Origin of the sequence: Streptomyces sp. CA-278952, assembly GCF_028747205.1 — a bacterium.
Lineage (GTDB): Bacteria > Actinomycetota > Actinomycetes > Streptomycetales > Streptomycetaceae > Streptomyces.
Map to the genome: position 1 here is coordinate 1,139,223 of NZ_CP112880.1, position 23,666 is coordinate 1,162,888.

The 23,666-nt window shown below is 73.2% G+C and carries 24 protein-coding genes; 7 read left to right on the plus strand and 17 right to left on the minus strand.

The features are described 5' to 3' along the window. Positions 1 to 346: 346 nt before the first annotated feature. The 5 genes from N7925_RS04935 to N7925_RS04955 are packed head-to-tail and all read right to left on the minus strand — an operon-like array spanning position 347 to position 5,357. The gene (locus N7925_RS04935; RefSeq protein ID WP_265598273.1) at positions 347 to 1,600 is read right to left on the minus strand and encodes an ABC transporter substrate-binding protein; all 1,254 of its coding nucleotides are present in this window, start codon (positions 1,598 to 1,600) and stop codon (positions 347 to 349) included. Beyond that, positions 1,597 to 2,889 (minus strand): branched-chain amino acid ABC transporter permease, encoded by a 1,293-nt coding sequence (locus N7925_RS04940; protein ID WP_443032117.1) that lies wholly within the window; start codon positions 2,887 to 2,889, stop codon positions 1,597 to 1,599. Before N7925_RS04940 ends, N7925_RS04935 begins: the two co-directional genes overlap by 4 nt. Continuing rightward, positions 2,882 to 3,772: a branched-chain amino acid ABC transporter permease gene (locus N7925_RS04945; RefSeq protein ID WP_265598274.1), complete on the minus strand. Its 891-nt coding sequence runs from the start codon at positions 3,770 to 3,772 to the stop codon at positions 2,882 to 2,884. The genes N7925_RS04940 and N7925_RS04945 overlap by 8 nt, the downstream gene beginning before the upstream one ends. Next, a complete protein-coding gene (locus N7925_RS04950; protein WP_274343156.1) occupies positions 3,769 to 4,572 on the minus strand; it encodes an ABC transporter ATP-binding protein in 804 nt (267 codons plus the stop codon). Before N7925_RS04950 ends, N7925_RS04945 begins: the two co-directional genes overlap by 4 nt. Then, a complete protein-coding gene (locus tag N7925_RS04955; protein ID WP_215111361.1) occupies positions 4,560 to 5,357 on the minus strand; it encodes an ABC transporter ATP-binding protein in 798 nt (265 codons plus the stop codon). Before N7925_RS04955 ends, N7925_RS04950 begins: the two co-directional genes overlap by 13 nt. Before the next feature lie 264 nt (positions 5,358 to 5,621). Between N7925_RS04955 and N7925_RS04960 the strand changes: the two genes are divergently transcribed. Further along, complete coding sequence (locus N7925_RS04960; protein ID WP_265598277.1) at positions 5,622 to 6,341, plus strand: PucR family transcriptional regulator; 720 nt, start codon at positions 5,622 to 5,624, stop codon at positions 6,339 to 6,341. Positions 6,342 to 6,645: 304 nt separating this feature from the next. Here the strand turns inward: N7925_RS04960 and N7925_RS04965 are convergent, their stop codons facing one another. Further along, positions 6,646 to 7,764 (minus strand): glycerate kinase, encoded by a 1,119-nt coding sequence (locus N7925_RS04965; protein ID WP_274343157.1) that lies wholly within the window; start codon positions 7,762 to 7,764, stop codon positions 6,646 to 6,648. Positions 7,765 to 7,902: 138 nt separating this feature from the next. On the opposite strand from N7925_RS04965, the gene N7925_RS04970 reads away from it, so the two are divergent. Next, on the plus strand, positions 7,903 to 8,400 hold the full coding sequence (locus N7925_RS04970) for an NUDIX domain-containing protein (protein WP_274343158.1): 498 nt from the start codon (positions 7,903 to 7,905) through the stop codon (positions 8,398 to 8,400). 21 nt (positions 8,401 to 8,421) lie between these two features. On the opposite strand, the gene N7925_RS04975 is transcribed toward N7925_RS04970, so the two are convergent. Next, entirely contained in the window at positions 8,422 to 8,622 is a 201-nt protein-coding gene (locus N7925_RS04975; RefSeq protein WP_274343159.1) for a type II toxin-antitoxin system VapB family antitoxin, read from the minus strand. A 65-nt stretch (positions 8,623 to 8,687) separates the two neighbouring features. On the opposite strand from N7925_RS04975, the gene N7925_RS04980 reads away from it, so the two are divergent. Then, positions 8,688 to 9,416 carry an SIR2 family NAD-dependent protein deacylase gene (locus tag N7925_RS04980; RefSeq protein ID WP_274343160.1) on the plus strand — a complete coding sequence of 243 codons (729 nt, stop codon included), beginning with the start codon at positions 8,688 to 8,690 and terminating at the stop codon, positions 9,414 to 9,416. 108 nt (positions 9,417 to 9,524) lie between these two features. Here N7925_RS04980 and N7925_RS04985 read toward each other — a convergent pair whose 3' ends face one another. Then, the gene (locus N7925_RS04985; RefSeq protein ID WP_265598282.1) at positions 9,525 to 9,929 is read right to left on the minus strand and encodes a (2Fe-2S) ferredoxin domain-containing protein; all 405 of its coding nucleotides are present in this window, start codon (positions 9,927 to 9,929) and stop codon (positions 9,525 to 9,527) included. 377 nt (positions 9,930 to 10,306) lie between these two features. Here N7925_RS04985 and N7925_RS04990 point away from each other — a divergent pair, with 377 nt between their 5' ends. Then, positions 10,307 to 10,891 carry a TMEM165/GDT1 family protein gene (locus N7925_RS04990; RefSeq protein ID WP_274343161.1) on the plus strand — a complete coding sequence of 195 codons (585 nt, stop codon included), beginning with the start codon at positions 10,307 to 10,309 and terminating at the stop codon, positions 10,889 to 10,891. Between the two features lie 74 nt (positions 10,892 to 10,965). Here N7925_RS04990 and N7925_RS04995 read toward each other — a convergent pair whose 3' ends face one another. The 5 genes from N7925_RS04995 to N7925_RS05015 form a co-directional block, all read right to left on the minus strand. After that, the gene (locus N7925_RS04995) at positions 10,966 to 11,526 is read right to left on the minus strand and encodes a methylated-DNA--[protein]-cysteine S-methyltransferase (protein ID WP_274343162.1); all 561 of its coding nucleotides are present in this window, start codon (positions 11,524 to 11,526) and stop codon (positions 10,966 to 10,968) included. Positions 11,527 to 11,562: 36 nt separating this feature from the next. Next, positions 11,563 to 13,035 carry an AlkA N-terminal domain-containing protein gene (locus N7925_RS05000; RefSeq protein ID WP_274343163.1) on the minus strand — a complete coding sequence of 491 codons (1,473 nt, stop codon included), beginning with the start codon at positions 13,033 to 13,035 and terminating at the stop codon, positions 11,563 to 11,565. 102 nt (positions 13,036 to 13,137) lie between these two features. Continuing rightward, entirely contained in the window at positions 13,138 to 13,671 is a 534-nt protein-coding gene (locus tag N7925_RS05005; RefSeq protein ID WP_018955169.1) for an O-acetyl-ADP-ribose deacetylase, read from the minus strand. Between the two features lie 45 nt (positions 13,672 to 13,716). Then, entirely contained in the window at positions 13,717 to 15,135 is a 1,419-nt protein-coding gene (locus N7925_RS05010; protein ID WP_274343164.1) for a phytoene desaturase family protein, read from the minus strand. 96 nt (positions 15,136 to 15,231) lie between these two features. After that, on the minus strand, positions 15,232 to 16,077 hold the full coding sequence (locus N7925_RS05015; protein WP_265598287.1) for an inositol monophosphatase family protein: 846 nt from the start codon (positions 16,075 to 16,077) through the stop codon (positions 15,232 to 15,234). A 333-nt stretch (positions 16,078 to 16,410) separates the two neighbouring features. Between N7925_RS05015 and N7925_RS05020 the strand changes: the two genes are divergently transcribed. Beyond that, on the plus strand, positions 16,411 to 17,106 hold the full coding sequence (locus tag N7925_RS05020; protein ID WP_265598288.1) for a type 1 glutamine amidotransferase domain-containing protein: 696 nt from the start codon (positions 16,411 to 16,413) through the stop codon (positions 17,104 to 17,106). Positions 17,107 to 17,146: 40 nt separating this feature from the next. Here N7925_RS05020 and N7925_RS05025 read toward each other — a convergent pair whose 3' ends face one another. Next, complete coding sequence (locus tag N7925_RS05025) at positions 17,147 to 17,515, minus strand: Zn-ribbon domain-containing OB-fold protein (protein ID WP_265603749.1); 369 nt, start codon at positions 17,513 to 17,515, stop codon at positions 17,147 to 17,149. A 137-nt stretch (positions 17,516 to 17,652) separates the two neighbouring features. After that, positions 17,653 to 18,489, minus strand: coding sequence for a TetR family transcriptional regulator (locus N7925_RS05030; RefSeq protein ID WP_274346397.1), 837 nt, complete (start codon positions 18,487 to 18,489; stop codon positions 17,653 to 17,655). Between the two features lie 176 nt (positions 18,490 to 18,665). Between N7925_RS05030 and N7925_RS05035 the strand changes: the two genes are divergently transcribed. Beyond that, positions 18,666 to 19,451, plus strand: coding sequence for an electron transfer flavoprotein subunit beta/FixA family protein (locus N7925_RS05035; protein ID WP_274343165.1), 786 nt, complete (start codon positions 18,666 to 18,668; stop codon positions 19,449 to 19,451). Between the two features lie 60 nt (positions 19,452 to 19,511). Continuing rightward, on the plus strand, positions 19,512 to 20,474 hold the full coding sequence (locus tag N7925_RS05040; protein WP_274343166.1) for an electron transfer flavoprotein subunit alpha/FixB family protein: 963 nt from the start codon (positions 19,512 to 19,514) through the stop codon (positions 20,472 to 20,474). A 76-nt stretch (positions 20,475 to 20,550) separates the two neighbouring features. On the opposite strand, the gene N7925_RS05045 is transcribed toward N7925_RS05040, so the two are convergent. Beyond that, the gene (locus tag N7925_RS05045; protein WP_274343167.1) at positions 20,551 to 21,942 is read right to left on the minus strand and encodes a lysine N(6)-hydroxylase/L-ornithine N(5)-oxygenase family protein; all 1,392 of its coding nucleotides are present in this window, start codon (positions 21,940 to 21,942) and stop codon (positions 20,551 to 20,553) included. Between the two features lie 70 nt (positions 21,943 to 22,012). Continuing rightward, positions 22,013 to 23,581, minus strand: a complete 1,569-nt coding sequence (locus tag N7925_RS05050; protein WP_274343168.1) for a pyridoxal phosphate-dependent decarboxylase family protein — start codon at positions 23,579 to 23,581, stop codon at positions 22,013 to 22,015. Between the last annotated feature and the right edge of the window lie 85 nt (positions 23,582 to 23,666).

The window sequence follows — 23,666 nt, forward strand, 5'->3', positions numbered from 1 at the left end:
CATCGCCCACTACCGGGGCGAGGCCGTCGGCATGGACGCGCCGCAGTGCCTTGAAACCCACGTGTACGGCGGCCTCGACGAGTGGGGGCTCCGCGCGGCGGCTGATCGCCGGTACCACCGAATCCCAACACCTACGTGGCCGGGCTGCCCGCGTCATCGCGCTCGGTCGCACAGAGTTGAGCGAGTTCCTTGGCCGGAGGAGACAGCTCAACGCCGCACCGGCCGGCCGGCCGCGCAGTTCTCCGAACTGGAGGCGTACACCACCGGGTGACCGCGCCGCGCCGAGCGCGACCGGGAGGCGTACGGGTGGGGTGCACCTGTACGCCTCCCGGGGCCGGAGATCCGGTCAGGAGCCGGCGGTGAAGGTCTCCGCCGCCGCGGCGACCTCGGCCGGCCGGACCACCTTCAGCCCGCCGGCGGCGCCCGCGTCCGGCTTCATGATGACGCTCTCGCGGGTGGACGGGGCCTTCGGGTCCGAGAAGTCGTGCGACACCCCGAACTCGCTCCCGTACCCCTTGATCGAGAGCAGCGCCTTGTCGATGCCCTCGCGGGTGAGGTCCTTGTCGTCGCACGCCTTCGACAGCGCCTCGCCGAACAGGGAGGCCGCCGTGTAACCGGCGACGACGCCGTTGTCGAGCACGTCCTTCGGGTACTGGGCGGCGTACTCCTTCGCGAGCTTGGCGGGGCCGTCGCCCGGGTCCCCGATGGGCAGCGTGGAGGCGGCGACGTAGTAGTCCTTGAGCAGTGCGGGGCCCGCCTGGGTCTTCAACAGCTGGGGGGCGAAGGCCGAGTTGTTGCCGACGACCGGGACGTTGAAGCCGGTGGCCGCCGCGACGCCGACGAGCGAGGCCGCCTGGCGCGGGCCCGCGCTGACGATGACGGCCTTGACCCCGGCCTGCTTGAGGGCGGCGACCTGGGCCGTCATGTCGTTGTCGGTCGGCTTGATCTTCTGCTCGACGACGGTGAGCCCGGCCTCCTTCGCCGCGTGCTCCGAGCCCACGAGCGCGTTCTCGCCGTAGTCGCCCTCGAAGTACACATGACCGATCTTGTCGCCCTTGGCGATGCGCTTCTCGGCGAGGAGATAGTCGATGAGGTTGATCGTCTCGACGTCGTAGGTGGCGCCGATGACCCGGACGTACGGGGAGCCCAGCAGATTCGCCGACCAGGCCTGCGGCAGCACGAGGCCCTTGTCCTGGCCGTCGATGCGCTGCTCGACGGCGGCGACGAACGGGGAGCCGATGAACTGGGCGAAGCCCACCACCTCCGGCTCCAGCTCGGTGTACGCGGCGATCGCCTTCTGCGGATCGTAGCCGTGGTCGCGGACCGTCAGTTCGATCTTCCGGTCGCAGATGCCACCCTCGTCGTTCGTCTGCTTGACCCACAGCTGCTGCGCCTGGGTGACGCTCTTGCCCAGCGAGGCGTAGACGCCGGTCATGTCGGTCAGCACGCCGAGGGAGATCGTCGAGGAGGAGACCCCGGGGCCCGTCTTGATCCCGCCCTCGCCCTCCTCGGCCGCCTTTCCGTCGGTCGCCTTGCCGCTGCACCCGACGAGGGTGACGGCGAGGGTCGCGACCACGGCTGTGAGCACTCTGAGTTTCATGACTTCTCCCCTTGATTCTTCGGAGCCTCTGACTGCTTCGGAACCGCTGACCGCGCCGGAACCGCTGACTGTTTCGTGGCCTTCGGCCCCTTCGGCCCCTTCGGCCCCTTCGGAGCCGCGGGTTTCTTCGCGCGTGCGAGGCCCAGGCGGGCGAGGCCGCCGGGCAGGAACAGGACCACCGCGACCACCGCGGCGCCGTACAGATAGCGGGACGCCTCACCGGGCGCCAGCCCGCCCGTGCCGGGGGCGGAGACCAGCGGCAGGGAGTCGCTGTAGTGCGTGAACACCTGCGGGAGCAGGGTGACGAAGGCGGCGCCGATCGCGGCTCCGGCGACGCTGCCGAGCCCGCCGATGACGATCATGGCGAGGTATTCGAGGGAGAGGATCATGCCGAAGTACTCGGGCACGGTCCGCTGGAAGACCAGGGCGAGCAGGACGCCCGCGAGGCCCGCGTACATCGAGGACAGGACGAAGACGCCGGCCCGGTAGCGGGCCACCGGCACGCCCATCACCCCCGCCGCGATCCGGTGGTCGCGGATGGCGTTCATCGCCCGGCCGGGCCTGCCGCGCAGCACCCCCCGGGCGAACAGCGCGCTGAGCAGGAGCGCGGCCAGGCCCACGTACCAGAGCTTCTCCGAGGAGCCGAACGGCACGGCGGCGAAGACGACTTCGGTGTCGTCGAAGGTGAAGCCGAACAGCGACAGCGGCGGTACGGCCCGGCCGTTGTAACCGCCGGTCAGCGAACCCGCATTGAACAGGACGTGCTGTCCGATGAAGATCAGCGCGAGGGTCGCGATGCCGAGGTAGGCGCCGCGCAGCCGGCCGGCGATGGGGCTGAAGAGCCCGCCCGCCGCTCCGGCGAGCAGCACGGCGAGGATCGCGGCCAGCCAGGTGGGCAGCCCGAGTCCGGTCAGCGTGTGCCCGTTCTCGGTGCTGCTCTCGCCCGCCAGGACGCAGTAGCCGTACGCGCCGACGGCGAGGAAGAACGCGTGGCCCATGGAGAGCTGCCCGGTGGCGCCGGTGAGCATGTTGAGCCCGATGGCGCCGATCGCCGCCGCCATCGCGAACAATCCGGCCTGGAGCCAGAAGCGGTCCAGGTAGAAGGGGAGGACGAGGAGCAGCAGGGAGCCGATGAGGACGGCGTACGTACGGGGCGTGCGCAGCCGGTCGGTGAGGCGCTCCGTGCGGCCGCCGGGTGTGGTGGCCGGCGCGGCAGAGGCTTCGGGAGCAGGGACTCCGGGAGCGAGGACTCCGGGAGCGGGGGCGGCTTCGGCGGGGGTGTCAGACACGGGCCAGCTCCTTCGTGCCGAAGAGTCCCGCGGGCCGGATGAGCAGCACCGCCACCATCACCAGGTAGGGCGCCAGATCGCCGATGCCCCGGCCGAGGAAGGCGAGGTCGCTCTGGTAGCCGGTGGCGAGCGACTCGGTGACGCCGACGATGAGTCCCCCGGCGAGCGCCCCGGTGGTGGAGTCGAGGCCGCCGAGGATCGCGGCGGGGAACGCCTTGAGCGCGGCGAGCGAGGTGGCACGCTCCAGGCCCGGGGTCGGGAACACGGTGAGGAAGAGGGCCGCGACGGCGGCGAGCGCTCCGGCGACCGCCCACGCGGCGAGCGAGACCCGCCCCAGCTTGATGCCCATGAGCGCCGCCGTCTGCGGGTTCTCGGCGGCGGCCCGCATCGACACGCCCCAGGAGGTGTAGCGGAAGGCGAGCAGGAACACCGTGATCAGCAGCCCGGCGGCGAGGAACGCGGCGATCCGGGTCTGGGCGAGGGTGACGCCGCCGACGGAGACGACCTCGTTGCCCCAGGGGTCCCCGAGGGCGAGCACGTCCGTGCCCATCCGGCGGGTGAGTTCGGTGATCAGGAGGATGTCGACGCCGATGGTGACGATGGCCAGGACGCTCTGGTCGCTGCCCCGGTAGCGGCGCATCACGAAGAACTCGATGCCCGCCCCGACGGTCGCCGCTCCCGCGATCCCGACGAGCAGCGCGGGCCAGAACCCGATGTCGTCGTGGAGCACGGCGGTGACGTAGCCGCCCGCCAACAGCAGGGACGCGTGGGCGAAGTTGACGACCTCGGTGGCCTTGAAGATGACGACGAACCCGAGCGCGATGAGTGCGTAGACCGAGCCGATCGACAGGCCGCCGAGGAGGAGTTCGACGAACGTGGTCATTGAGGTGCTCCCAAGTAGGCCTGGACGACGGCCGGGTCGTTCTGGACCTCGGCGGGGGTGCCCCCGGCTATCCGTCGCCCGAAGTCGAGTACGGTCACCGCGTCCGCGAGCCGCATCACCACCCCCATGTCGTGCTCGACCAGCACGATGGAGATGCCGAGGCTGTCGCGTACGTCGGCCACGACGGCCGCGGTGCGGCGGCGTTCGTCAGCGGTCATCCCGGCGATCGGTTCGTCCAGCAGCAGGACCTTCGGCTCCATGCACAGGGCCCGGCCCAGCTCGACGAGCTTCTGCTGCCCGTACGGCAGTGATCCGGCCGGGCGCTCCAGCTCCTTGTCGAGGCCGATGAACGCGGCGATCTCCCGGACCCGGTCGCGGTGGCGGCGTTCCTCCCGGGCGGCGGAGGGGAGCCGCAGGCCGGTGGCGACGAACCCGGAGCGGGTCAGCCGGTGGCGGCCGAGCAGGAGGCTGTCGGCGACGGTCGCGTGCGGGGGCAGCGCCAGGTTCTGGAAGGTGCGCGCGACCCCGAGGCCCGCGATGGTGTGCGGCGCGAGTCCGGTGAGTTCGGTGTCGCCGAGGCGGACGTGCCCGGAGGTGGCGCGGTAGACGCCGGACAGGACGTTGAAGCAGGTGGACTTGCCCGCGCCGTTGGGCCCGATGACGGCGTGCACGCTGCCGGGTTCGACGGTGAAGGAGACGCCGTCCAGGGCGGTGAGCCCGGAGAAGCGGACGGTGACGTTCTCGACGGCGAGTGCGGCCGTCGTGCTGTGCGCGGAGGCCGTGGCGGTCACGCGGACCACCTGCTCAAGGTGCGGCGGTTCCGGGCGGCCGGGTCGGCGTCCGCCGCCGCGTCCTCGTCGACGACGCCGAGGTAGCGGCGGCGAACCTCGTCGGACGCGGCGAGTTCGTCCGCGGGCCCGGACAGGGCGACCTCGCCGACGTCGAGGACGTACGCCGTGGAGGCGAGGCGCAGGGCGATCGCCGCGTTCTGCTCGACGAGCATGACGGAGGTGCCGGCCGCGTTGATCTCCTGCACGGTCTCGGCGATCCTGGCCGCCATCAGCGGGGCGAGGCCGAGCGAGGGCTCGTCCAGCAGGAGCAGCCGGGGGCCAGCCATCAGGGCGCGGCCCATCGCCAGCATCTGCTGCTCGCCGCCGGACAGCAGCCCGGCCCGCTGGTGCGCGCGGTCGGCGAGCACCGGGAACAGCTCGTGGACCCGGGCCAGCGCGGCGCCCGTCGCCCTGCGCCCGCCGCGTGCCCCGAGGGCCCCGGCCCGCAGGTTGTCGGCCACCGTCATCCGGGCGAAGACCTGCCGGCCCTCCGGTACCTGGACCACTCCCGCGGCCACCACCTGGGCGGGCCGCAGCCCCTCCAGGGGGCGGCCGTCGAACCGGATGGTCCCGGTGCCCGTCCCGCGGTGGAAGCCGAGGGTCCGCGACACGGCCCGCAGCAGCGTGGTCTTGCCCGCGCCGTTGCCGCCGAGTACGGCGGTGATCCCGCCGTCCGGCACATCGACGGAGATGTCGCGCAGCGCCCGGACCGGACCGTAGCCGACGGACAGCGCGCGGATCTCTAGCGTTGCCATGCGTCCTCCTCCTTCCGCCTTGTCGTCCCGTGTTCACCTGTCGTGCTCATCGGTGAAGGCGTGGCGTCGTGTGTGGTGCCACAGACCAGCACCGGGCGGGACGTGCGTCCACGGCGCGGGACCGACTCGATGCGGGCGACCAGCCGACGAAGGGCCTCGTTGTGCACGCGCACAGACGCGGTGACGGGCGGGGGCCCGCCCGTACGGCCGCTGGCATCCTCATCGGTCATCAGGGACGCCCGGACCCGGGGGACGGAGCGGCGGATGCGGCGTGGGACGCGGTACGGGGCGCTGCTCGGCCCGCTGCTGGCGGGCGGGGCGCCGCCGGACCTGGTGGAGCGTGCGGCGCGCGGCCTCGGGCTGCCGGAACGGGGGCGCTACGCGGTGGTGGTGCTGGGCACACCCGTACCGGAGGCCGCGGTGGCGGAGGGCCCGGACGGGGACGGGGCGCGCTGGTGGTGGTGCGGTGCGGGGGACGGGGCCGTCGCGGTGGTGCTGCTGGGCGCGGCGGGACCGGCCGGGGCAGTGGCGCGGCTCGCGGAGCACGGTGCGGGGCCGGGAGGCATGAGCCCGGTGGTGGGATCGCCGGGGCAGCTGGGCTCGGCACGGCGGCTCGCGGACACGGCGCTGCTGACGTGCGCGCCCGGCAGCCGGGAGGTCGTACGGCTCGACGAGCGGCTGCCGACGGCCCTGCTGGTGAGCGGCCCGGAGCTGTCGTCCCGGCTTCTCGCGGAGGTCTTCGGTCCGCTGCTGGCGCTGGCTCCGGCGGAGCGTGCGGTGCTGGTGGGGACGCTGGAGGTGTGGCTGGAGTGCGAGGGTTCGGTGGGGCGGGCCGCGGTACGGCTGCGGTGTCATCGCAACACGGTGTTCAACCGGCTGCGGCGGCTGGAGCGGTTGACCGCGCGTTCGCTGTCCCGGCCGCGTGAGCTGGTCGACCTGGTGCTGGCGCTGGACGTACTGAGACTGTCGTCGGCGCCGCCGTGAGGCGCGGAGCGACGGCCCGGCGTGCGGGAGGGGCCCGGCGTCTGTCCCCGGGCCCCTCCCCTCGTACGCCTGACCCGCGGACGCCTGACCCTCGGACGCCTGACCCTCGTACGCCTGGCCCTCGGACGCCTGGCCCTCGGACGCCTGGCCCTCGGACGCCTGACCCTCGGACGCCTGGCCCTCGGACGCCTGGCCCTCGGACGAGTGGTCCGCGTACGCCTGGCCCGCGTACGCCTGGCCCGCGTACGCCTGGCCCGCGTACGCCTGGCCCGCGTAGGCCTGATCCGCCGTCGGCCGCTCCGCGTCAGCGCAGCAGGAAGTCCCGGGCGATCGACTCCGCAGCCCGCTCCAGCAGCGGCCCGGCCTGGGCCATGGACACCGCCGGGTCCGGTTCCAGCTCGGCCAGGGCGTAGGCGCGGCGGATGCCCGCCTTCTCCAGTGCCTCCGGGGACAGGGCGAGCCGGCCGCAGACCGCGACGACCTCGATCCCGGCCGCGCGGGCGGCGGCCGCGACCCCGGCCGGGGCCTTGCCGTGCAGCGTCTGCTCGTCCAGCGAGCCCTCGCCCGTGATGACCAGCGTGGCGCGGGCGAGCGCGGGGGCGAAGCCGAGCACGTCGAGCATCACCTCGATGCCGGGGCGGAAGCGGGCGCCGAGGGCGACGAGTGCCCCGTAGCCGATGCCTCCGGCCGCGCCCGCGCCGGGCAGGGACGCCATGTCCGGGCCCAGGATCGAGGCGTAGTGCGCCAGGGCCGCGTCGAGGACCGCGATGTCCTCCTCGCTCGCGCCCTTCTGACGGCCGTACACCTCGGGCGCGCCCTTGGGCCCCGTCAGCGGGTTGTCCACGTCGCTGGCCAGGATCAGGTCGATGCGCGCCAGCCGGGGGGCGAGCCCCGAGAGGTCGGCCTCGGCCAGCTCCGCGAGAGGGCCGCCGCCGGGGGCCACGGGCTTGCCCTCCGCGTCCAGGAAGCGGGCCCCGAGGGCGGTGAGCATGCCCGCGCCGCCGTCCGTGGTGGCGCTGCCGCCGACCCCGAACACGATCGTCGTCGCCCCCTCCTCCAGGGCGGCCCGCAGCAGCTCGCCCGAGCCGTACGTGGTGGCCGTGAGCGGGGCGAACACTCCGTCGGGCAGGTGCTGGAGGCCCGAGGCCTCGGCCATCTCCACCACGGCGGTGGACCCGCGCAGCGCGTATGCCGCCGTCACCGGGTCCCCGAGAGGACCGGTCACCCGGACCTCCCGCCGCTCGAATCCGGCGGCCACCGCCGCCGCGACCGTACCGTCGCCGCCGTCCGCGACCGGCAGGGTCTCCACCCGCACATCGGGGACGACGCGCCGCAGCCCGGCCGTCACCCGCTCCGCGACCTGCACGGCCGTGAGCGAGCCCTTGAACTTGTCCGCCGCCACGAGCACGCGGGCGGTCCTCATATCTGCTCCGTCCGTCACCTTGCATCCCTTGCTTTCGAACAGGCAGTCGCGCCGCCCCGACCCTATCCGCACGTCCCCTGATCTGCCCATGGCCGTCCACGGCCGTGTGGTGCGGCCCGCGCCGCTACGCTGTCGGCCGTGACGACTCCCGATGCCGACTACGCCGTGTACATCGCCGGGCTTCCCCGAGTCCTGTCCGGCGCCGCCTCCCTCTTCCGTGACGCGGAGGGACGGCTCCTCCTCGTCGAGCCGAACTACCGCGAGGGCTGGGCACTGCCCGGCGGGACCGTCGAGTCCCAGACGGGTGAGGGGCCCCGGCAGGCCGCGCGGCGCGAGACGGCGGAGGAGATCGGCCTCGACGTGGCTCCGGGGCGGCTGCTCGCCGTGGACTGGGTGCGGGGCCCCGGCCGCCCGCCGATCGTGGCGTATCTGTACGACGGCGGGGTGCTCACCGCGGACCAGCTGGCGGCGATCCGGCTCCAGGAGGATGAGCTGCTGTCCTGGCGGCTGGTGGCGCCCGCCGATCTGGACGGTTTTCTGCTCGGCACGCTCGGGGGCAGGGTCCGAGCGGCGCTGGAAGTTCTGGTGTCCGGCGGCGGGGCCGTGGAACTGGAGGACGGCGAGCCGATCGCGTAGGCCCGGTCCCCCACCCGGCGATCAGCCCTGCTGTGCCTCCGGCTTGACCTCCACGTCGCGCACCGCCCCCTCGCGGTCGGCGACCAGGGCCTCCGTGCGGTGACCGCGCGCGATGTAGTCGCGCACCACGAGCTCGACGGCGTCCTGGGGGTTCCCGACCCCCGCGAGCACCATCGCTTCGACGACGAGTTCGGCATCCAGACTGACGGTCACCTTGGCCATGCGCGGACCTTACACCGGCGAATCGCGGTCGCACGCGGGGTTTCCGTTTCTCTAGGCTCGCCCCCATGACTCTCGTCGCGATCCTCAGCGGTGCCGGCATCTCCACCGATTCGGGAATCCCCGACTACCGGGGTCCCAACGGGGTGTGGCGCACGGATCCGGAGGCGGAGAAGCTCGTCACGTACGACTTCTACATGGCCGACGCCGCGATCCGCCGCCGCTCGTGGCTGATGCGCCGCGACGCCGCCCTCCGGAAGCCCGAGCCGAACGCCGCCCACCGGGCGGTCGCCGAGCTGGAGCGGTCCGGCGTACCGGTCCGGGTGATCACGCAGAACATCGACGGGCTGCACCAGCGGGCCGGCCTGCCCGACCGCAAGGTCCTCGAACTCCACGGCACGGCGCACCGGGTGGTCTGCACGCGCTGTCACGCTCGGTCCTCGATGGCCGTGGCCCTGGAGCGGGTCGAGGCGGGCGAGGCCGATCCGGCGTGCACGACCTGCGGCGGGATTCTGAAGTCGGCGACGGTGATGTTCGGCGAGCGGCTGGACCCGCAGGTGCTCGCCGATGCGATGGCGATCGCCAAGGCGTGCGAGGTGTTCATGGCGGTCGGTACGACGCTGCAGGTGCAGCCCGCCGCTTCGCTCGCCGGGATCGCCGCTGAGCACGGGGCCCGGCTGGTCGTGGTGAACGCGGAGCCGACCCCGTACGACGAACTCGCCGACGAGATCGTCCGGGAGCCGATCGGCGTCTCGCTGCCGAGGCTGCTGGCCGGGCTGGGCGGCTCGGACGGCTGACCCGGCTCTACGGGCCCGCGGGCCGGACCTGGCCGCTCAGTACGCTGTCGCGCTGGCCGCTCAGTACGCTGTCGCGACCACGGCCGGTGACCGTCCGGGGAGGCGGTCTCAGCCGTCCAGACCCGCCCGGACCCGGCGCGAGGGCTGGAAGACGTAGAGGTCGAGGATGTCCGGGGCGTCCGCGAGCCCCGGGCCGCCCGCCGTCGCCCACGTCACGATGTCCTGCTCGGCGTGCTCGTCGTTGACGAGGCCCAGCCAGACCGGCCGGCCCCCGGCGCGGCGGCCCTCGGCGGAGGGCTGCACGACGATGACGTTGCCCTGCTCGCAGGCGTCCAGGCACTCGACCGCCCGTACGGTGGCGGCGCCCTCCAGGCCGGTGCGCAGCCGGGTCAGCTGGGCCGCGTGGTCGACGCCCGGGATCTTCGCCGTGCCGCAGCAGCAGCCCCGGCAGACGCTGACGGTGGGCCGGGGGGCGCCCTGGGCGGGCACGTCCTTGCGGGGGCGGCGGCTCATGGGTGCACTTCCCGTCGCGGTGGGGTGGAGCCGGATGGCGGCGGACCGCCACCGGCCGGGTGATCATCACGATGCTACCGAGGCGCTCACGGTTCGAACACCAGCACCCGGGCCCGGCCGGGTGGGGTAGTGTTGACGGCTGCGAAGGGGAGTAGCCCCGCAAACCGGTCGTCGACATACTGGAGCCTTCGGGTTCCCGGTGGCCGGGCTCGTGTGTCCTGTGAAGGACTGCCACGGGCGGGCGAGACCTTCGGTCCTGTATGACACGTCCACGTCCTGTGGGCGGAGCCGTCATGCCGGGCCGAGTGGTCCTCCGAAAAGCCCGAGCGGCGCTTCGCGAAGATCCGGGGCCCGGCTCGAACAGAAAGCCACCCGGAATGCACCTCGACCCTCTGGCGATCATCACCGCCTTCGGGCTGATCTTCCTCGCGGAGCTCCCCGACAAGACGATGTTCACGTCGCTGGCCATGGGCACGCGGATGCGGCCCCTCTACGTGTGGTTCGGCACCTCGTCCGCGTTCGTCGTCCACGTCGCCATCGCCGTCGGCGCGGGCAGCCTCATCGGACTGCTGCCCGACTGGACCGTCAAGCTCGTCTCGGCCTCGCTCTTCGCGTTCGGCGCGTTCATGCTGCTGCGCGGGAGCGGCGGGGACGACGACGAGGACGCCGAGGTGAAGACGGTGACCGGGTTCTGGCCGGTGTACACGACCGCGTTCATGGCGGTCTTCATCAGCGAGTGGGGCGACCTGACACAGATCACCACCGCCAACCTCGCGGCGAGCAACGGCACCTGGTCCACGGCGATCGGGGCGGCCGCCGCCCTGATGTCCGTGTCGGCGCTGGCGCTGCTGGCGGGGCGGTTCATCGCGAAGCGCGTACCGCTGAAGACCGTGCAGCGCATCGGCGGGATCTGCATGCTGGGCCTGGCCGTCTGGACGGCCGTGGAGATCTTCACCGGCTGAGGAACTGGCTGAGGAACGGGCTGAGGAGCGCGGGGCCGGGGGCGTACCGGCTTCGGCAGGCCCCCGGCCCGCTCTCAGAACAGCGCCTGCACCCCGCCCCCCGCTCCCCCGCTCTCGAAGGCGAGCAGCCGCTGCTTGCGGTCCAGGCCGCCGCCGTAGCCGGTGAGACTCCCGGAGGCTCCGATCACCCGGTGGCACGGCACGATGATCCCGACGGGGTTCTTGCCGTTGGCCAGTCCGACCGCCCGCGAGGCGCCCGGTTTGCCGAGCCCCTCGGCCAGCTCGCCGTACGTACGGGTCTCGCCGTACGGGATCTTCAGCAGCTCCGCCCAGACGGTCCGCTGGAACGGCGTGCCCGCCAGGTTCAGCGGGAGGTCGAAGGTGGTGCGCTCCCCTGCGAAGTACTCGGTGAGCTGCTGGATCGTCTCACCGAAGGGCTCCGGGTCCGGGATGCCGAAGGTCTCCTGGGGCGGGCGGTGGCGCTGGTCGGTCATGTAGAGGGCGGAGAGGACGCCGTCGGTGGCGACGAGCGTGAGCGGGCCGTAGGGGCTGTCGAGGACCGTGTGCTGCTTGGTCACCGACACCGGTGAGGTGGGGGTGGGGGTGGGGGTGATCGTGGTCGTGGTCGTGGTCATGGGAGCCGTGTCCTTGTCAGCGTCAGGCGTCAGGCGTCAGGCGGGCAGGTGGTTGATGGGGTGGTCGTCCACCGTCCAGAGGTACTGCACGGCGTACGCCCGCCAGGGGCGCCAGTCGACGGCCCGTGCGGTGAGGGCGGCGGGGGTGGCCGGCAGGCCCAGCCGCTCGGCCGCCCGGCGGATGCCGAGGTCGGTGGGGAGGAAGGCGTCGGGGTCGCCGAGGGCCCGCATGGCGATGGACTCGACCGTCCAGGGGCCGAAACCGGGCAGGGCGGCCAGTTCGGCGCGGGCCTGCTCCCAGTCGGTGTCGGTGTCGAGCCGCAGCCGGTCCTCCGCGAGGGCGGCGACGAGCGTGGTGAGGGTGGTGCGGCGGGTGCCCGGCAGGGCCAGGGCCTGAGGGTCGAGTCCCGCCAGCGCCTCCGGGGTCGGGAAGAGGTGCGTCAGCCCGCCCTCGGGGTCCTCGACCGGGACGCCGTGGGCGGTGACCAGCCGGGCGGCGTGGGTGCGGGCGGCGGCGGTGGAGACCTGCTGGCCGAGCACGGCGCGTACGGCGAACTCCGCACCGTCCACGGTGCGGGGCACCCGGCGGCCGGGTCCCGCGTCGACCAGCGGGGCGAGCAGCGGGTCGATGCGCAGTTGCGCGTCGACGGCGACCGGGTCCGCGTCCAGGTCGAGGAGCCAGCGGCAGCGGCTGATGGCCCGGGTGAGGTCGCGGGGGTCGGTGAGGGAGAGCCGGCAGGCGATGTGGTCGGGCGCGGGGCTCAGGGCGACGACGCCGTGCCCGTACGGGAGGGTGAGGGTGCGCCGGTACGCGCCGTCCCGCCACTCCTCGACGCCGGGGACGGCGGTCGCGGCGAGGTGGCCGAAGAGGTTGCTGGGGTTGAGCGGGGCCCGGTACGGGAGGCGGAGCACGATGACGCCCGGTACGGCGGCCGGCCGGGGGCCCCGGGCGGCTCGGGTGCGCAGTTCGCCGGGGGCCAGGCCGAAGACCTCGCGCACCGTCTCGTTGAAGGTGCGGATCGAGGAGAAGCCGGCGGCGAACGCGACCTGGGCCATGGGCAGCGCGGTCGTCTCGATGAGGAGGCGGGCGGTCTGCGCCCGCTGGGCGCGGGCCAGGGCGAGCGGGCCGGCGCCCAGCTCGGCCAGCAGCTGGCGTTCGATCTGCCGTGCGGAGTAGCCGAGCCGGGAGGCGAGCCCGGGCACGCCCTCGCGGTCGACGACCCCGTCCCGGATCAGGCGCATGGCACGGGCGACCGAGTCGGCGCGGGCGTTCCACTCGGGGGAGCCGGGGCTGGTGTCGGGGCGGCACCGTTTGCAGGCCCGGAATCCGGCCTGCTGGCAGGCGGCGGAGCTGGGGTAGAAGGTCATGTTGCGGACCTTGGGCGGCACGACGGGGCAGCTGGGGCGGCAGTAGATCCGGGTGGTCAGGACCGCGGTGAAGAACCAGCCGTCGAAGCGGGCGTCCTTGGACTGGACGGCCCGCACGCAGCGCTCGGTGTCGGTGTGCATGGCTCCAGGATGGTGCACCGGTCAGGGGCTTGGCTGGCGGAAATCCGACAGGGCCCTCGCGCGGAAATCCGGCAGCCCTCCCGGTGGCCGCGGGGCGTGGTCTCAGCGCATCGCGAGGACTTCCTCGAACTCCACGTACGCGTGGGCGTCGAAGAGGACGAAGCGCACCTCTTCCACCGGCTCCACGGTCTCCGCCAGGACCGTACGCACGGCGATCTTGGCCCCGTCGTCCATCGGCCAGCCGTAGATGCCGGTGGAGATCGCCGGGAACGCGATGGACCTGGCCCCCAACTCGGCTGCCAGGCGCAGGGATTCGCGGTAGCAGGAGGCCAGCAGAGCGGAGCGGTCCTGGGCACCGGAGAAAACCGGGCCGACCGTGTGCACGATCCATCGGGCGTCGAGGCGTCCGGCGGTGGTGGCGACGGCCTGCCCGGTGGGCAGTCCCTTTCCGTAGTGCGAGGCGCGCAGTTCACGGCAGGCGGCGAGGATGTCGGGCCCGCCGCGCCGGTGGATGGCGCCGTCGACTCCACCGCCGCCGAGCAGCGAGGAGTTCGCCGCGTTGACGATGACGTCGACGGACTGGTCGGTGATGTCGCCGCGGACCAGACGTACGGCGGGGGAGACAGAGGTGCTCATGCGGACATCATGCCGCGCGCCGGGGGCCTTCGCCGCCCGGTCCGTTCAGGAGGAGGCCCGCAGCCTGCGCCATACGGCCTTGGCGGCGTGGTGGCCGGACATGCCGTGGACCCCGGGCCCGGGCGGAGTGGCCGAGGAGCAGAGGAAGACCGCGGGGTGCGCGGTGGCGTAGGGGACGCGGGCGAGCTTGGGGCGGATCAGCGTCTGGAGACCGGCGAAGGCTCCGCACGCGATGTCGCCGCCGATGTAGTTGGCGTTGCGTGCGGCGAGTTGGGGCGGGCCCGCGAGGGCACGGGCGAGCACCAGGTCGCGGAATCCCGGGGCGAAGCGCTCCAGTTGGCGTTCGATGACGTCGGTCGCGTCGCCCTCCCAGCCCGCCGGGACGTGCCCGTACACCCAGAAGACATGGCGTCCTTCGGGGGCCCGGGAGGGGTCGGTCAGGCTGGGCTGGGCGGTGATGAGGAAGGGGACGCTCGGGTCGCGGCCCTCGACGGCCGCCTTCAGCGCGGTGTCGATGGTCCCGGCGTCGGGGCCGATGTGGACGGTGCCCGCGCGGCGCGCCTCGGACGCGGTCCACGGGACGGGGCCCGACAGCGCGTAGTCGATCTTGAAGGCTGAGGCGCCGTAGCGGTAGCGGTGGTACGCCGAGCCGAGGCCCGCGATCCGGGCGAGGGCGGAGGGTGAGGTGTCGAAGACGTACGCCCGGGCGGGCGGGAGCTCGTCCAGGCGCTTGACCTCGCTGCCGGTGCGGATCGTGCCGCCCTGTTCGCGGAGGTAGGAGGCGAGGGCGTCGGAGATGGCCTGGGAGCCGCCGCGCGGCACCGGCCAGCCGTTCTCGTGGGCGGCGAGCGCGAAGACGAGGGCGATGGCCGAGGTGGCGAATCCGCTGGTGGGAGCAATGGCATGGGCGGCGAGCCCGGCGAAGAGGCCGGATGCCTTCTCTCCGTGGAAGCGGCGGGAGACCCAGGTGGCGGGCTGGAGGCCGAGCAGGCCGAAGCGGGCCAGCCGGTAGGGCTCCCGGGGCAGGCCGTCCCACGGGGTGCGCAGGAAGTCGGCGGCCAGGGTGTCCCAGCGGCCGAGGAAAGGGGCCATGAGGCGGCGGTAGGCACCGGCGTCGGCGGCCCCCAGCGACATCGCGCTCTCGCCGACGGAGCGGGTGAGCACGGCGGCGGTGCCGTCCGGGAAAGGGTGGGCGAGGTCGACCTCGGGAAGCAGCCATTGCAGGCCGTGCCGGTCCAGCGGCATGCCCCGGAACGCGGGCGAGCCGATCCCGAGGGGGTGCACGGCGGAACAGGGGTCGTGCCGGAACCCCGGGAGGGTCAGCTCCTCGGTGCGGGCTCCCCCGCCGACCGTGTCGTGCGCCTCGTGGACCTCCACCGCGAAGCCCCGGCGGGCCAGTTCGGCCGCGGCGGTCAGCCCGTTGGGACCCGCGCCCACCACGACCGCATCGAGCATCGACGGCACCTTGGGACTCCTTCGTCGGCCGGCAGACGGACACCCAGGGTATTCGCCGCCACCGACCGTGCGGACGCGGGTACCCCGGGTTCCCGGCCGGGCGGGTCAGCCGTCCGTGCGCAGGGCGGCCAGGACGCGCTGGGCGGTAGCCTCGTCGCGGGCCGCCGTGAACGGCAGGTCGTTACCGCCCGCGATACGGAACGGGGCACCGGACAGGGTCGACTCGACGCCGCCCGCCTCGGTGACCAGGAGCAGGCCCGCGGCGTGGTCCCAGGCGTACTCCCAGTTGAAGGCGGTGGCGTCCAGGGCGCCGCGGGCGACGGCGAGGTACTCGAGGCCGGCCGAGCCGCAGGGGCGGGCCGCGATACCTTCGGTGCGCAGGCCGAGCAGGGCCCGCTTCTGGGCCTCGGTGGTGTAGTCGGGGTGCGACATCGCCACGTTCAGCACGGCGCCGGGTGCGGGCGCCCCGGAGCGTATCGGCACCCCGTTGAGCGTGGCGCCCCGCCCGCGTACGGCGATGGCCATCTCGTCCCGGACCGGTGCGTACGTCCAGGAGGCGTGCACCTCGCCGTGGAGGGCGAGGGCGACCAGGGTGCAGAAGCCGGCCTCGCCCCGGACGAACTGGCGGGTGCCGTCGACCGGGTCGACGATCCAGACCGGGGCGTCGCCGCCGAGGGCGTCGTAGACCGCCGGGTCGGCGTGCACGGACTCCTCGCCGACGACGACCGAGCCGGGCAGCAGCTTGGTGAGGGCGGCGGTGAGGTGTTCCTCGGCCAGCCGGTCGGCGGCGGTGACCAGGTCGTGGGGGCCGCTCTTCTCGATGATCTCGTGGGCGGCGAGCTTCCGGTGGCGCGGCATGATCTCGGCCGCGGCGGCGGCGCGCACGGCGGCCTCGACCTCGGCCTGCGGTCCGGTGTGCCCGGCGGTCCCGTACAGGAAGTCATCGATCATGGCTCCAGCTAAGCACGGCCGTACGAGCCGTCGTCCCCCGGGTGAATGCGGACATCTCCGGCGGGAACGGACCTGGGTTCCGGACCGTGCCCGCGCCCGTACGACCAGGGACAGGGGGCCGGGTCCGCCGGCGTTCGATCGAGGGGCCTGGAGCCCCCCGTGTGACCGGAATGATTCGGACCGTCCGCCGGGGGCAGGCGATCCGCCGGACGGCCGATCGCCGCCGCCCCGTCGGGAGCCTCTTTCCGGCACACGTGGGCGGGAGGCGGATCCTGGCCCGACCGGGCCTACCGTCGGCCTGGTCAGCCACCCCGACCAACGGAGATGTACGACATGGCAAAGATTCTTTTCGTGGTGTCCGGCGCGGACCACTGGACCCTGGCGGACGGCACGGCCCACCCCACGGGCTTCTGGGCGGAGGAGGCCGTGGCTCCGTACCGGGCCTTCGCCGACGCCGGGCACGAGGTGGTCGTCGCGACCCCCGGCGGCGTCGTCCCGACCGTGGACCGCGGCAGCCTGGCACCCGAGGTCAACGGCGGCCAGGAGGGCGCCGACGCGGTGGCGGCCGGTCTCGAGGCGTTCGAGGAGCTGCGGCGGCCGGTCGCACTGGAGGAGGTGGACCCGGACGCGTACGACGCCGTCTTCTACCCCGGCGGCCACGGCCCGATGGAGGACCTCGCGGTGGATCCCGTCTCCGGGCGGCTGCTCGCCCGGGTGCTGGCTTCGGGCAAGCCGCTCGGTGTGGTCTGCCACGGCCCGGCGGCGCTGCTGGCCGCGACCGGCCCCGACGGCGCATCCGCGTTCGCCGGGTACCGGATGACCGGCTTCACCAACGCCGAGGAGACCCAGGCGGGCTTCGCGGACAAGGCCAAGTGGCTGCTCCAGGACCGGCTGGTGGCGCTGGGAGCGGACTTCCAGGAGGGCGAGCCCTGGGCGCCGTTCGTCATCACCGACCGCAACCTGATCACCGGTCAGAACCCGGCCTCCTCGGCCCCGTTGGCCGCCGAGATGCTCAACCGGCTGGGCTGACCGGCCGATCGGCGGTTCTCCGCCCGGCCGGCCGTGACGTTCAGACCCAGTCGCGCCGCGCGGGCGGCTCACAGAGCTCCAGGACCACCTCGCCCGTCTCCGGCTCGTCCCCGGAGACGGGCCGGACGCGCGCACCGACCGTCACCAGGTGCGGAGCCGCCCCCACGATCCGGCAGCGGAAGACGAACCCTTCGGAGAACCGCACGAGGGACTCGTTGCGCGCCGCCTCGGTGTAGCGGTGGACCACGGCGGTCCGGACGACCACGCCGTGGCCGGCAGTGCGCTCGGGCTCCAGTTCGCTCGACGCGCACACCGGGCACAGCAGCCGCCGGAACGAGGCGGTGCCGCACCAGCGGCAGCGGTTGTAGGAGAGGCCGCACTCCTCGTGCGCCTTCTGGACGGTGCCCATTACGGTGCCCGTTGCTGTCTGGGACACGGCTCGACCCCCTGCGCTCGACTCGGACGCGCCGCACCTGCACTGCGGGCGCGTCCGCACCATATGGCACTCAGTGCCGGACAGTAAAGGCACTGAGTGCCCATTGGTACTCAGTTCTCGCCGACAGCCGCCTCGATCTGCTGCACGACACGCCACATCGGGGTGCCCTTCCGCGCGACCACCACGATCACCTCACCGTCGCCGGAGACGGGGAAGGGCGAAGGAGGAAAGGGGGAAGGAGGAGAGGGCGAAGGGGGAAAGAGGGAAGGGGGAACGGAGCCGGCGGACGAGGGAGCCGCGGGGAGGGGCGCGTTCGAGCCGGGCACGGAACCGCCCGGAAGCGCTTCCTCTCCCCCACCCCGCCCTTCCGGCGACGGCGCGCCCGCCTCCGCCGCGGCCCGCCGCCACACCTCGCACACCAGGGCGAGCGCATGATCGACGGCCGCCTCGGGGTCCCCCTCGCCGCCCGAACGCAGCCACAGTCGAAGCCCGTTGTTGTGCGCGGCGACCACCGAAGCGGCGATCACCTCAGCCCTCAACTCCCCGTCCCCGCCCTCTCCGAACCGGCCGCGCAGATGCCCGGCGAGAGTCTGCTCGTAACGGCGCACCACCGACAGTTCGTACGTCCGCAGCCCCGGCACCTCCCGGGTGAGGCGGTAACGCTGTACGGAGAACTCCGGGTTGGCCGCGTACATGCGCAGCACGATGCGGGCGGCGTCGCACACCGCGCCGACCGGGTCGCTGTCGTCGACGGCGGCCAGGAACTCGGTCATCTCGGCGAAGCAGCGCTCATGATCCGGGAAGACCGCGTCCTCCTTGGACGGGAAGTAGCGGAAGAACGAACGCCGGCCCACTCCGGCCCGCGCCACGATGTCGTCCACGGTCGTCCGCTCGAAGCCCCGCTCCAGGAAGAGCTGGAAGGCCGCCTGCGCGAGCACCTCCCGCATGGGTGCCTTCTTCTCGGGTCCTCGTGCCTCGCTCATGCGGCGAAACGTAGCACCGGAAGGAGTATTTTGGCACTGCGTACCTTTACAGAGGGTACTGAGTGCCATAACCTGTCCATCCATACGAATGACACCAGGTGGGACCGTGGGACCACACCCAGGTAGGCAGGAGAGCCGGCGTGAGCTTGAGGATCGTTGTCTGTGTGAAGTACGTGCCCGACGCGACCGGTGACCGGCGTTTCGCCGATGACCTGACGCTGGACCGTGAGGATGTCGACGGTCTGTTGTCGGAGCTGGACGAGTACGCGGTCGAGCAGGCGTTGCAGATCGCTGACGGGGCGGACGATGCGGAGATCACCGTGGTGACGGTGGGTCCGGAGGATGCCAAGGACGCGTTGCGCAAGGCGTTGTCGATGGGTGCGGACAAGGCGGTTCACGTCGAGGACGACGATCTGCACGGCAGTGATGTGATGGGTACGTCGCTGGTGCTGGCGAAGGCTGTGGAGAAGGCCGGGTATGACCTGGTGATCTGTGGGATGGCGTCCACGGACGGTGTGATGGGGGTGCTGCCGGCCCTCCTCGCGGAGCGTCTGGGTGTGCCGCAGGTGACGTTGCTGTCGGAGGTCGCGGTGGACGGGGGTGTGGTGACCGGGCGTCGTGACGGTGACACCGCGTCCGAACAGCTTCAGGCCTCGCTCCCGGCGGTGGTGTCGGTGACCGACCAGTCCGGTGAGGCCCGCTACCCGTCGTTCAAGGGGATCATGGCGGCGAAGAAGAAGCCGGTCGAGTCCTGGGATCTGGGCGATCTGGACCTGGAGGCGGACGAGGTCGGTCTCGCGGGTGCGTGGACGGCGGTCGACTCCGCCACGGAGCGTCCGGCGCGGACGGCGGGCACGATCGTGAAGGACGAGGGTGAGGGCGGCAGGCAGCTCGCCGGGTTCCTCGTGGGCCAGAAGTTCATCTAGCCCGCATGTCCCTCCCCGCTGTTCCTCTCTCTCGTCCTTTCTCGTCTGGAGTGCGTTGCCATGGCTGAAGTTCTTGTTCTGGTCGATCACGTGGACGGTGCGGTCCGTAAGCCCACCCTGGAGCTGCTGACGCTGGCGCGTCGGATCGGTGACCCGGTCGCGGTGGCGCTGGGTGCCGGCGCCGAGGCGACCGCCGCGGTGCTGGGTGAGCACGGTGCGGTGAGGGTCCTGACCGCGGATGCCCCGGAGTTCGCGGAGTACCTGGTGGTGCCGAAGGTGGACGCGCTGCAGGCCGCGTTCGACGCGGTCGGGCCGGCGGCGGTGCTGTTGGTGTCGTCCGCCGAGGGCAAGGAGATCGCGGCCCGCCTCGCTCTGCGGGTCGGATCCGGGATCATCACGGATGCCACCGATGTGGAGGCCGGTGAGCAGGGCCCGGTCGCGACGCAGGCCGCGTTCGCCGCCTCGTACACGACGAAGTCCCGGGTGTCGCGGGGTGTTCCGGTGATCACGGTGAAGCCGAACTCGGCGCCCGTGGAGCCGGCCCCGGCCGCGGGCGCCCTGGAGGCGCTGGCGGTGTCGTTCGGTGGGACGGCGACGGGAACGAAGGTCACCGGGCGGACGCCGCGTGAGTCGACGGGCCGCCCGGAGCTGACGGAGGCGGCGATCGTGGTCTCGGGTGGCCGTGGGGTCAACGGTGCGGAGAACTTCCCGCTGATCGAGGCGCTCGCGGACTCCCTGGGGGCGGCTGTGGGTGCGTCGCGTGCCGCGGTCGACGCGGGCTGGTACCCGCACACCTCCCAGGTCGGGCAGACGGGCAAGTCGGTCTCGCCGCAGCTGTACATCGCTTCGGGGATCTCCGGCGCGATCCAGCACCGGGCGGGTATGCAGACCTCGAAGACGATCGTCGCGATCAACAAGGACGCCGAGGCCCCGATCTTCGAGCTCGTCGACTACGGCGTCGTCGGCGACCTCTTCACGGTCGTGCCCCAGCTCACCGAAGAGATCAACACCCGCAAGGGCTGACCCCCACGCAGAACACCCCGCCCCGGGCCGCACGGTGAACCCCACCGCGCGGCCCGCGGCCGTTCCGGCACCGTCGTCACCGCCGTTCCCCGGCCGGACGCGAGGCGGGATCCCGGTCGTCGCGGTCCTGTGCGCCGAGGCCGAACGTGGTGAAGGCGGTGCGTTCGGGCAGCGGGTAGAACTCCTTGCCCGTCAGCGCGTTGACGATGACGGCGGAACGCCAGGCGGCCAGGCCCAGGTCCGGTGCCCCGACGCCATGCGTGTGCCGTTCGGCGTTCTGCACGAAGACGGAGCCGGCTGTCTCCGGTGCCAGAACGAGCCGTTGGGCCGCGTCGACCTGCGGACGCCCGGCCTCGTCGCGGACGATGTACGGGTCGAGAGCGGCGAGCAGCGTGTCGACGGGGCGCTCCCGGTATCCGGTGGCGAGGACCACGGCGTCCGTGACGAGCCGGCCGCGCGCCTCCTGCTGCCCGTGCTCGACGTCCAGCTCGATGCGCCCCGCCCCGGTGGCGGCAGCGCCGGTGACCTCGATGCCGGGGGTGAGGGTGACGTCGGGCCAGCTTCCGCCGAGGCTGCGCCGGTACAGCTCGTCGTGGATGTCCCCGAGCGTGTCCCCGCTGACGCCCTTGTACAACTGCCACTGACGGGGCAGCAGCCGGTCCCGGGTCGCCTGCGGAAGCCCGTGGAAGTAGCGGGTGTAGTCGGGGGTGAACTGCTCCAGGCCGATCTTGCTGTACTCCATGGGCGCGAACGCGGGCGTACGGGCCAGCCAGGTCAGGCCCTCCGCCCCCTCGGGCCGGGACCGCAGCAGGTCCAGCAGGACCTCGGCACCCGACTGGCCCGAGCCGACGACGGTGATGTGGCGGGCGGCCAGCAGCCGGTTCCGCTGGGAGAGGTAGTCGGCGGAGTGCAGCACCAGCGCGGCCGGGTCCCGGACCAGCTCCCGCAGCGGTTCGGGGACGTGGGGGGCCGTGCCGACGCCGAGGGCGAGGTTGCGGGCGTGGGCGAGCCCGGTGGTGAGCGTCTCCCCGTCGGGTCCCAGCCGGGTGAACTCAACGGCGAATGCGTCCTGTCCGGGGTCCCAGGCCACCGTGTCGACCCGGTGGCCGAAGCGGGTTGCGGGAAGCTCGGTACTCACCCAGCGCAGATAGTTGTCGAACTCGGAGCGTTGGATGTGGAGTTGCTCGGCGAAGTAGAAGGGGAACAGCCTGCGGCGGGTCTTGAGGTAATTGAGGTAGGACCAGGGGCTGGTGGGCTCGACGAGGCTCACCAGGTCTGCCAGGAAAGGCACTTGGAGTGTTGCGCCCTCGATCAGCAGCCCGGGGTGCCAGTGGAAGGCGGAACGCTGTTCGTGGAAGACGGTGCGCAGCCCGGGAACGCCGTCGGCGAGCGCGGCGAGCGAAAGGTTGAAGGGCCCTGCCCCCACGCCCAGCAGGTCGAGGGGCGGCGTGCGCGGTCCGGGCGTCATCGGGTTCCTCCGGCGGGGGTCGCTGGGGCGGCGGGAGGTCGTCCCGGGCGCGTCGTGCGCGTCGTGCGCGTCATGGCGACAGCCTTTCCGCCACGGGGGCATCGGCATCTTCGGCCACCCGAGCTTCGACCACCCGAGCTTCGACCACCCGAGCTCCGGCCACCCGGGCTTCGGCCACCGCACGGTCCGCCGCCGCCGTGACGAGGTCGAGCAGGGGCAGCAGGTCGGCAGTCGCCGCGTCCGGGTGCAGCAGTGTGGCCTTCAGCCACAGGCGGCGCGGGCCGTCACGGTCTTCCGCCACCGCACGGCCGAGGACGGCGCGCCCCTCGGCGAGCAGGGTACGGCGGACAGCGGCGACCACGGCGTCGCCGGCCTCGTCCGGCAGCGCGTCGGCCACCGCGGGGCGGAACAGCACGGTGCTGATCCCGATGTCGCCGGGGCGGCGGCGCAGCGCGGGGCGGGCGTCGACGGCCCGGCCGAACTCCTGTGCCGTACGCACGCAGTGCTCCACCAGTTCGCCGAGCCCCCGGCGGCCGAGCGCCCGGAAGGTGACCGCCATCTTCAAGGCGTCGGGGCGCCGGGTGGTGCGGATCGAGCGGCCCAGCAGATCCGGGAGTCCCGCCTCGGTGTCGTCGTCGGCGTTGAGGTAGTCGGCGCGCAGGGACAGCGGCGCGAGCATCGCGGCGTCCGCGACGGCCAGCACTCCGGCGGCGACCGGCTGCCAGCCGAGTTTGTGCAGGTCGAACGTTACGGAGGCGGCCTGCTCCAGGCCCGCGAGCAGGGGGGCCAGCCGCTCGCTGAACAGCAGCGGACCGCCGTAGGCGGCATCGACGTGGAGCTGGGCCGCGTGCCGCTCGGCGACGCGGGCGATCTCCGGCAGCGGGTCGATGCGCCCCTCGTCGGTGGTCCCCGCGGTGGCGACGACCAGCAGCGGCGCCCCGCCGAGGGCGGCCAGGGCGTCGTCGAGGGCGGCAGGGTCCATCCGGCCGTCGCGGCAGGCGATGACCACGGGGGCGGGCAGACCGAGCATCCACGCTGCGCGGTGGACGCTGTGGTGGGCGTTGGCGCCGGTCACCACCCGCAGGACGCCGGAGGCTGCCCGCTCCCGGGCGAGGAGCAGGGCGACCAGGTTGGACTCGGTGCCGCCGCTGGTGATGAGGGCGTCGGGGGCGGGGGCCTCCGGGTGGACCAGGCGGGCCAGTGCGGCCGTGGTCAGCTCTTCGATCACCCCGGCGGCGGGCGCCTGGTCCCAGGAGTCCATGGAGGGGTTGAGGGCTGCCCCGGCCAGGTCCGCCGCGACGGCGACGGCGAGCGGCGGGCAGTGCAGATGGGCGACGCAGGCGGGGTCGGCCGGGTCGGCGGCGCCTTCCGCTACCGCGCGGACCAGCTCCCCGAGCGCGGCCTCGGACCCGATGCCCTCCTCCGGCAGGACCGGGGCGCAGAGGGCGAGGGTGTTCAGGGCCACGCCCTCGGGCCCTCCGGCGGGCAGCGGGCCGCCCCGGGCCGGGGCGGCCTTCTCCAGCGCGTCCAGGACGATCGCGGTGAGGGCCCGTAGCCGGCCCGGCCCGTGCGCGCCGCCCGCGACGAGCCCCTTCCGCGGACCTGCCGGGCCGGGACCCGGCTGCGTACCGTCGCTCACACCCCACGCTCCACGGGGAGTTCGCAGGACGGCAGGTCCTGAGCACGCAACATGGCGAAGCCCTTCGGTCGGAGTGCGCGGCGGG

Excerpts from the sequence above, each read along its gene's own strand:
- N7925_RS04990 (WP_274343161.1), top strand. The coding sequence starts at position 10,307 with ATGCACCTCGACCCTCTGGCGATCATCACCGCCTTCGGGCTGATCTTC.
- N7925_RS04980 (WP_274343160.1), top strand. The coding sequence starts at position 8,688 with ATGACTCTCGTCGCGATCCTCAGCGGTGCCGGCATCTCCACCGATTCG.
- N7925_RS04955 (WP_215111361.1), bottom strand. The coding sequence starts at position 5,357 with ATGGCAACGCTAGAGATCCGCGCGCTGTCCGTCGGCTACGGTCCGGTC.
- N7925_RS04945 (WP_265598274.1), bottom strand. The coding sequence starts at position 3,772 with ATGACCACGTTCGTCGAACTCCTCCTCGGCGGCCTGTCGATCGGCTCG.
- N7925_RS04995 (WP_274343162.1), bottom strand. The coding sequence starts at position 11,526 with ATGACCACGACCACGACCACGATCACCCCCACCCCCACCCCCACCTCA.
- N7925_RS05020 (WP_265598288.1), top strand. The coding sequence starts at position 16,411 with ATGGCAAAGATTCTTTTCGTGGTGTCCGGCGCGGACCACTGGACCCTG.
- N7925_RS04985 (WP_265598282.1), bottom strand. The coding sequence starts at position 9,929 with ATGAGCCGCCGCCCCCGCAAGGACGTGCCCGCCCAGGGCGCCCCCCGG.
- N7925_RS04975 (WP_274343159.1), bottom strand. The coding sequence starts at position 8,622 with ATGGCCAAGGTGACCGTCAGTCTGGATGCCGAACTCGTCGTCGAAGCG.
- N7925_RS05015 (WP_265598287.1), bottom strand. The coding sequence starts at position 16,077 with ATGATCGATGACTTCCTGTACGGGACCGCCGGGCACACCGGACCGCAG.
- N7925_RS05005 (WP_018955169.1), bottom strand. The coding sequence starts at position 13,671 with ATGAGCACCTCTGTCTCCCCCGCCGTACGTCTGGTCCGCGGCGACATC.
- N7925_RS04935 (WP_265598273.1), bottom strand. The coding sequence starts at position 1,600 with ATGAAACTCAGAGTGCTCACAGCCGTGGTCGCGACCCTCGCCGTCACC.
- N7925_RS05030 (WP_274346397.1), bottom strand. The coding sequence starts at position 18,489 with ATGCGGGAGGTGCTCGCGCAGGCGGCCTTCCAGCTCTTCCTGGAGCGG.
- N7925_RS04960 (WP_265598277.1), top strand. The coding sequence starts at position 5,622 with ATGCGGCGTGGGACGCGGTACGGGGCGCTGCTCGGCCCGCTGCTGGCG.
- N7925_RS05000 (WP_274343163.1), bottom strand. The coding sequence starts at position 13,035 with ATGCACACCGACACCGAGCGCTGCGTGCGGGCCGTCCAGTCCAAGGAC.
- N7925_RS04965 (WP_274343157.1), bottom strand. The coding sequence starts at position 7,764 with ATGAGGACCGCCCGCGTGCTCGTGGCGGCGGACAAGTTCAAGGGCTCG.
- N7925_RS05045 (WP_274343167.1), bottom strand. The coding sequence starts at position 21,942 with ATGACGCCCGGACCGCGCACGCCGCCCCTCGACCTGCTGGGCGTGGGG.
- N7925_RS05040 (WP_274343166.1), top strand. The coding sequence starts at position 19,512 with ATGGCTGAAGTTCTTGTTCTGGTCGATCACGTGGACGGTGCGGTCCGT.
- N7925_RS05025 (WP_265603749.1), bottom strand. The coding sequence starts at position 17,515 with ATGGGCACCGTCCAGAAGGCGCACGAGGAGTGCGGCCTCTCCTACAAC.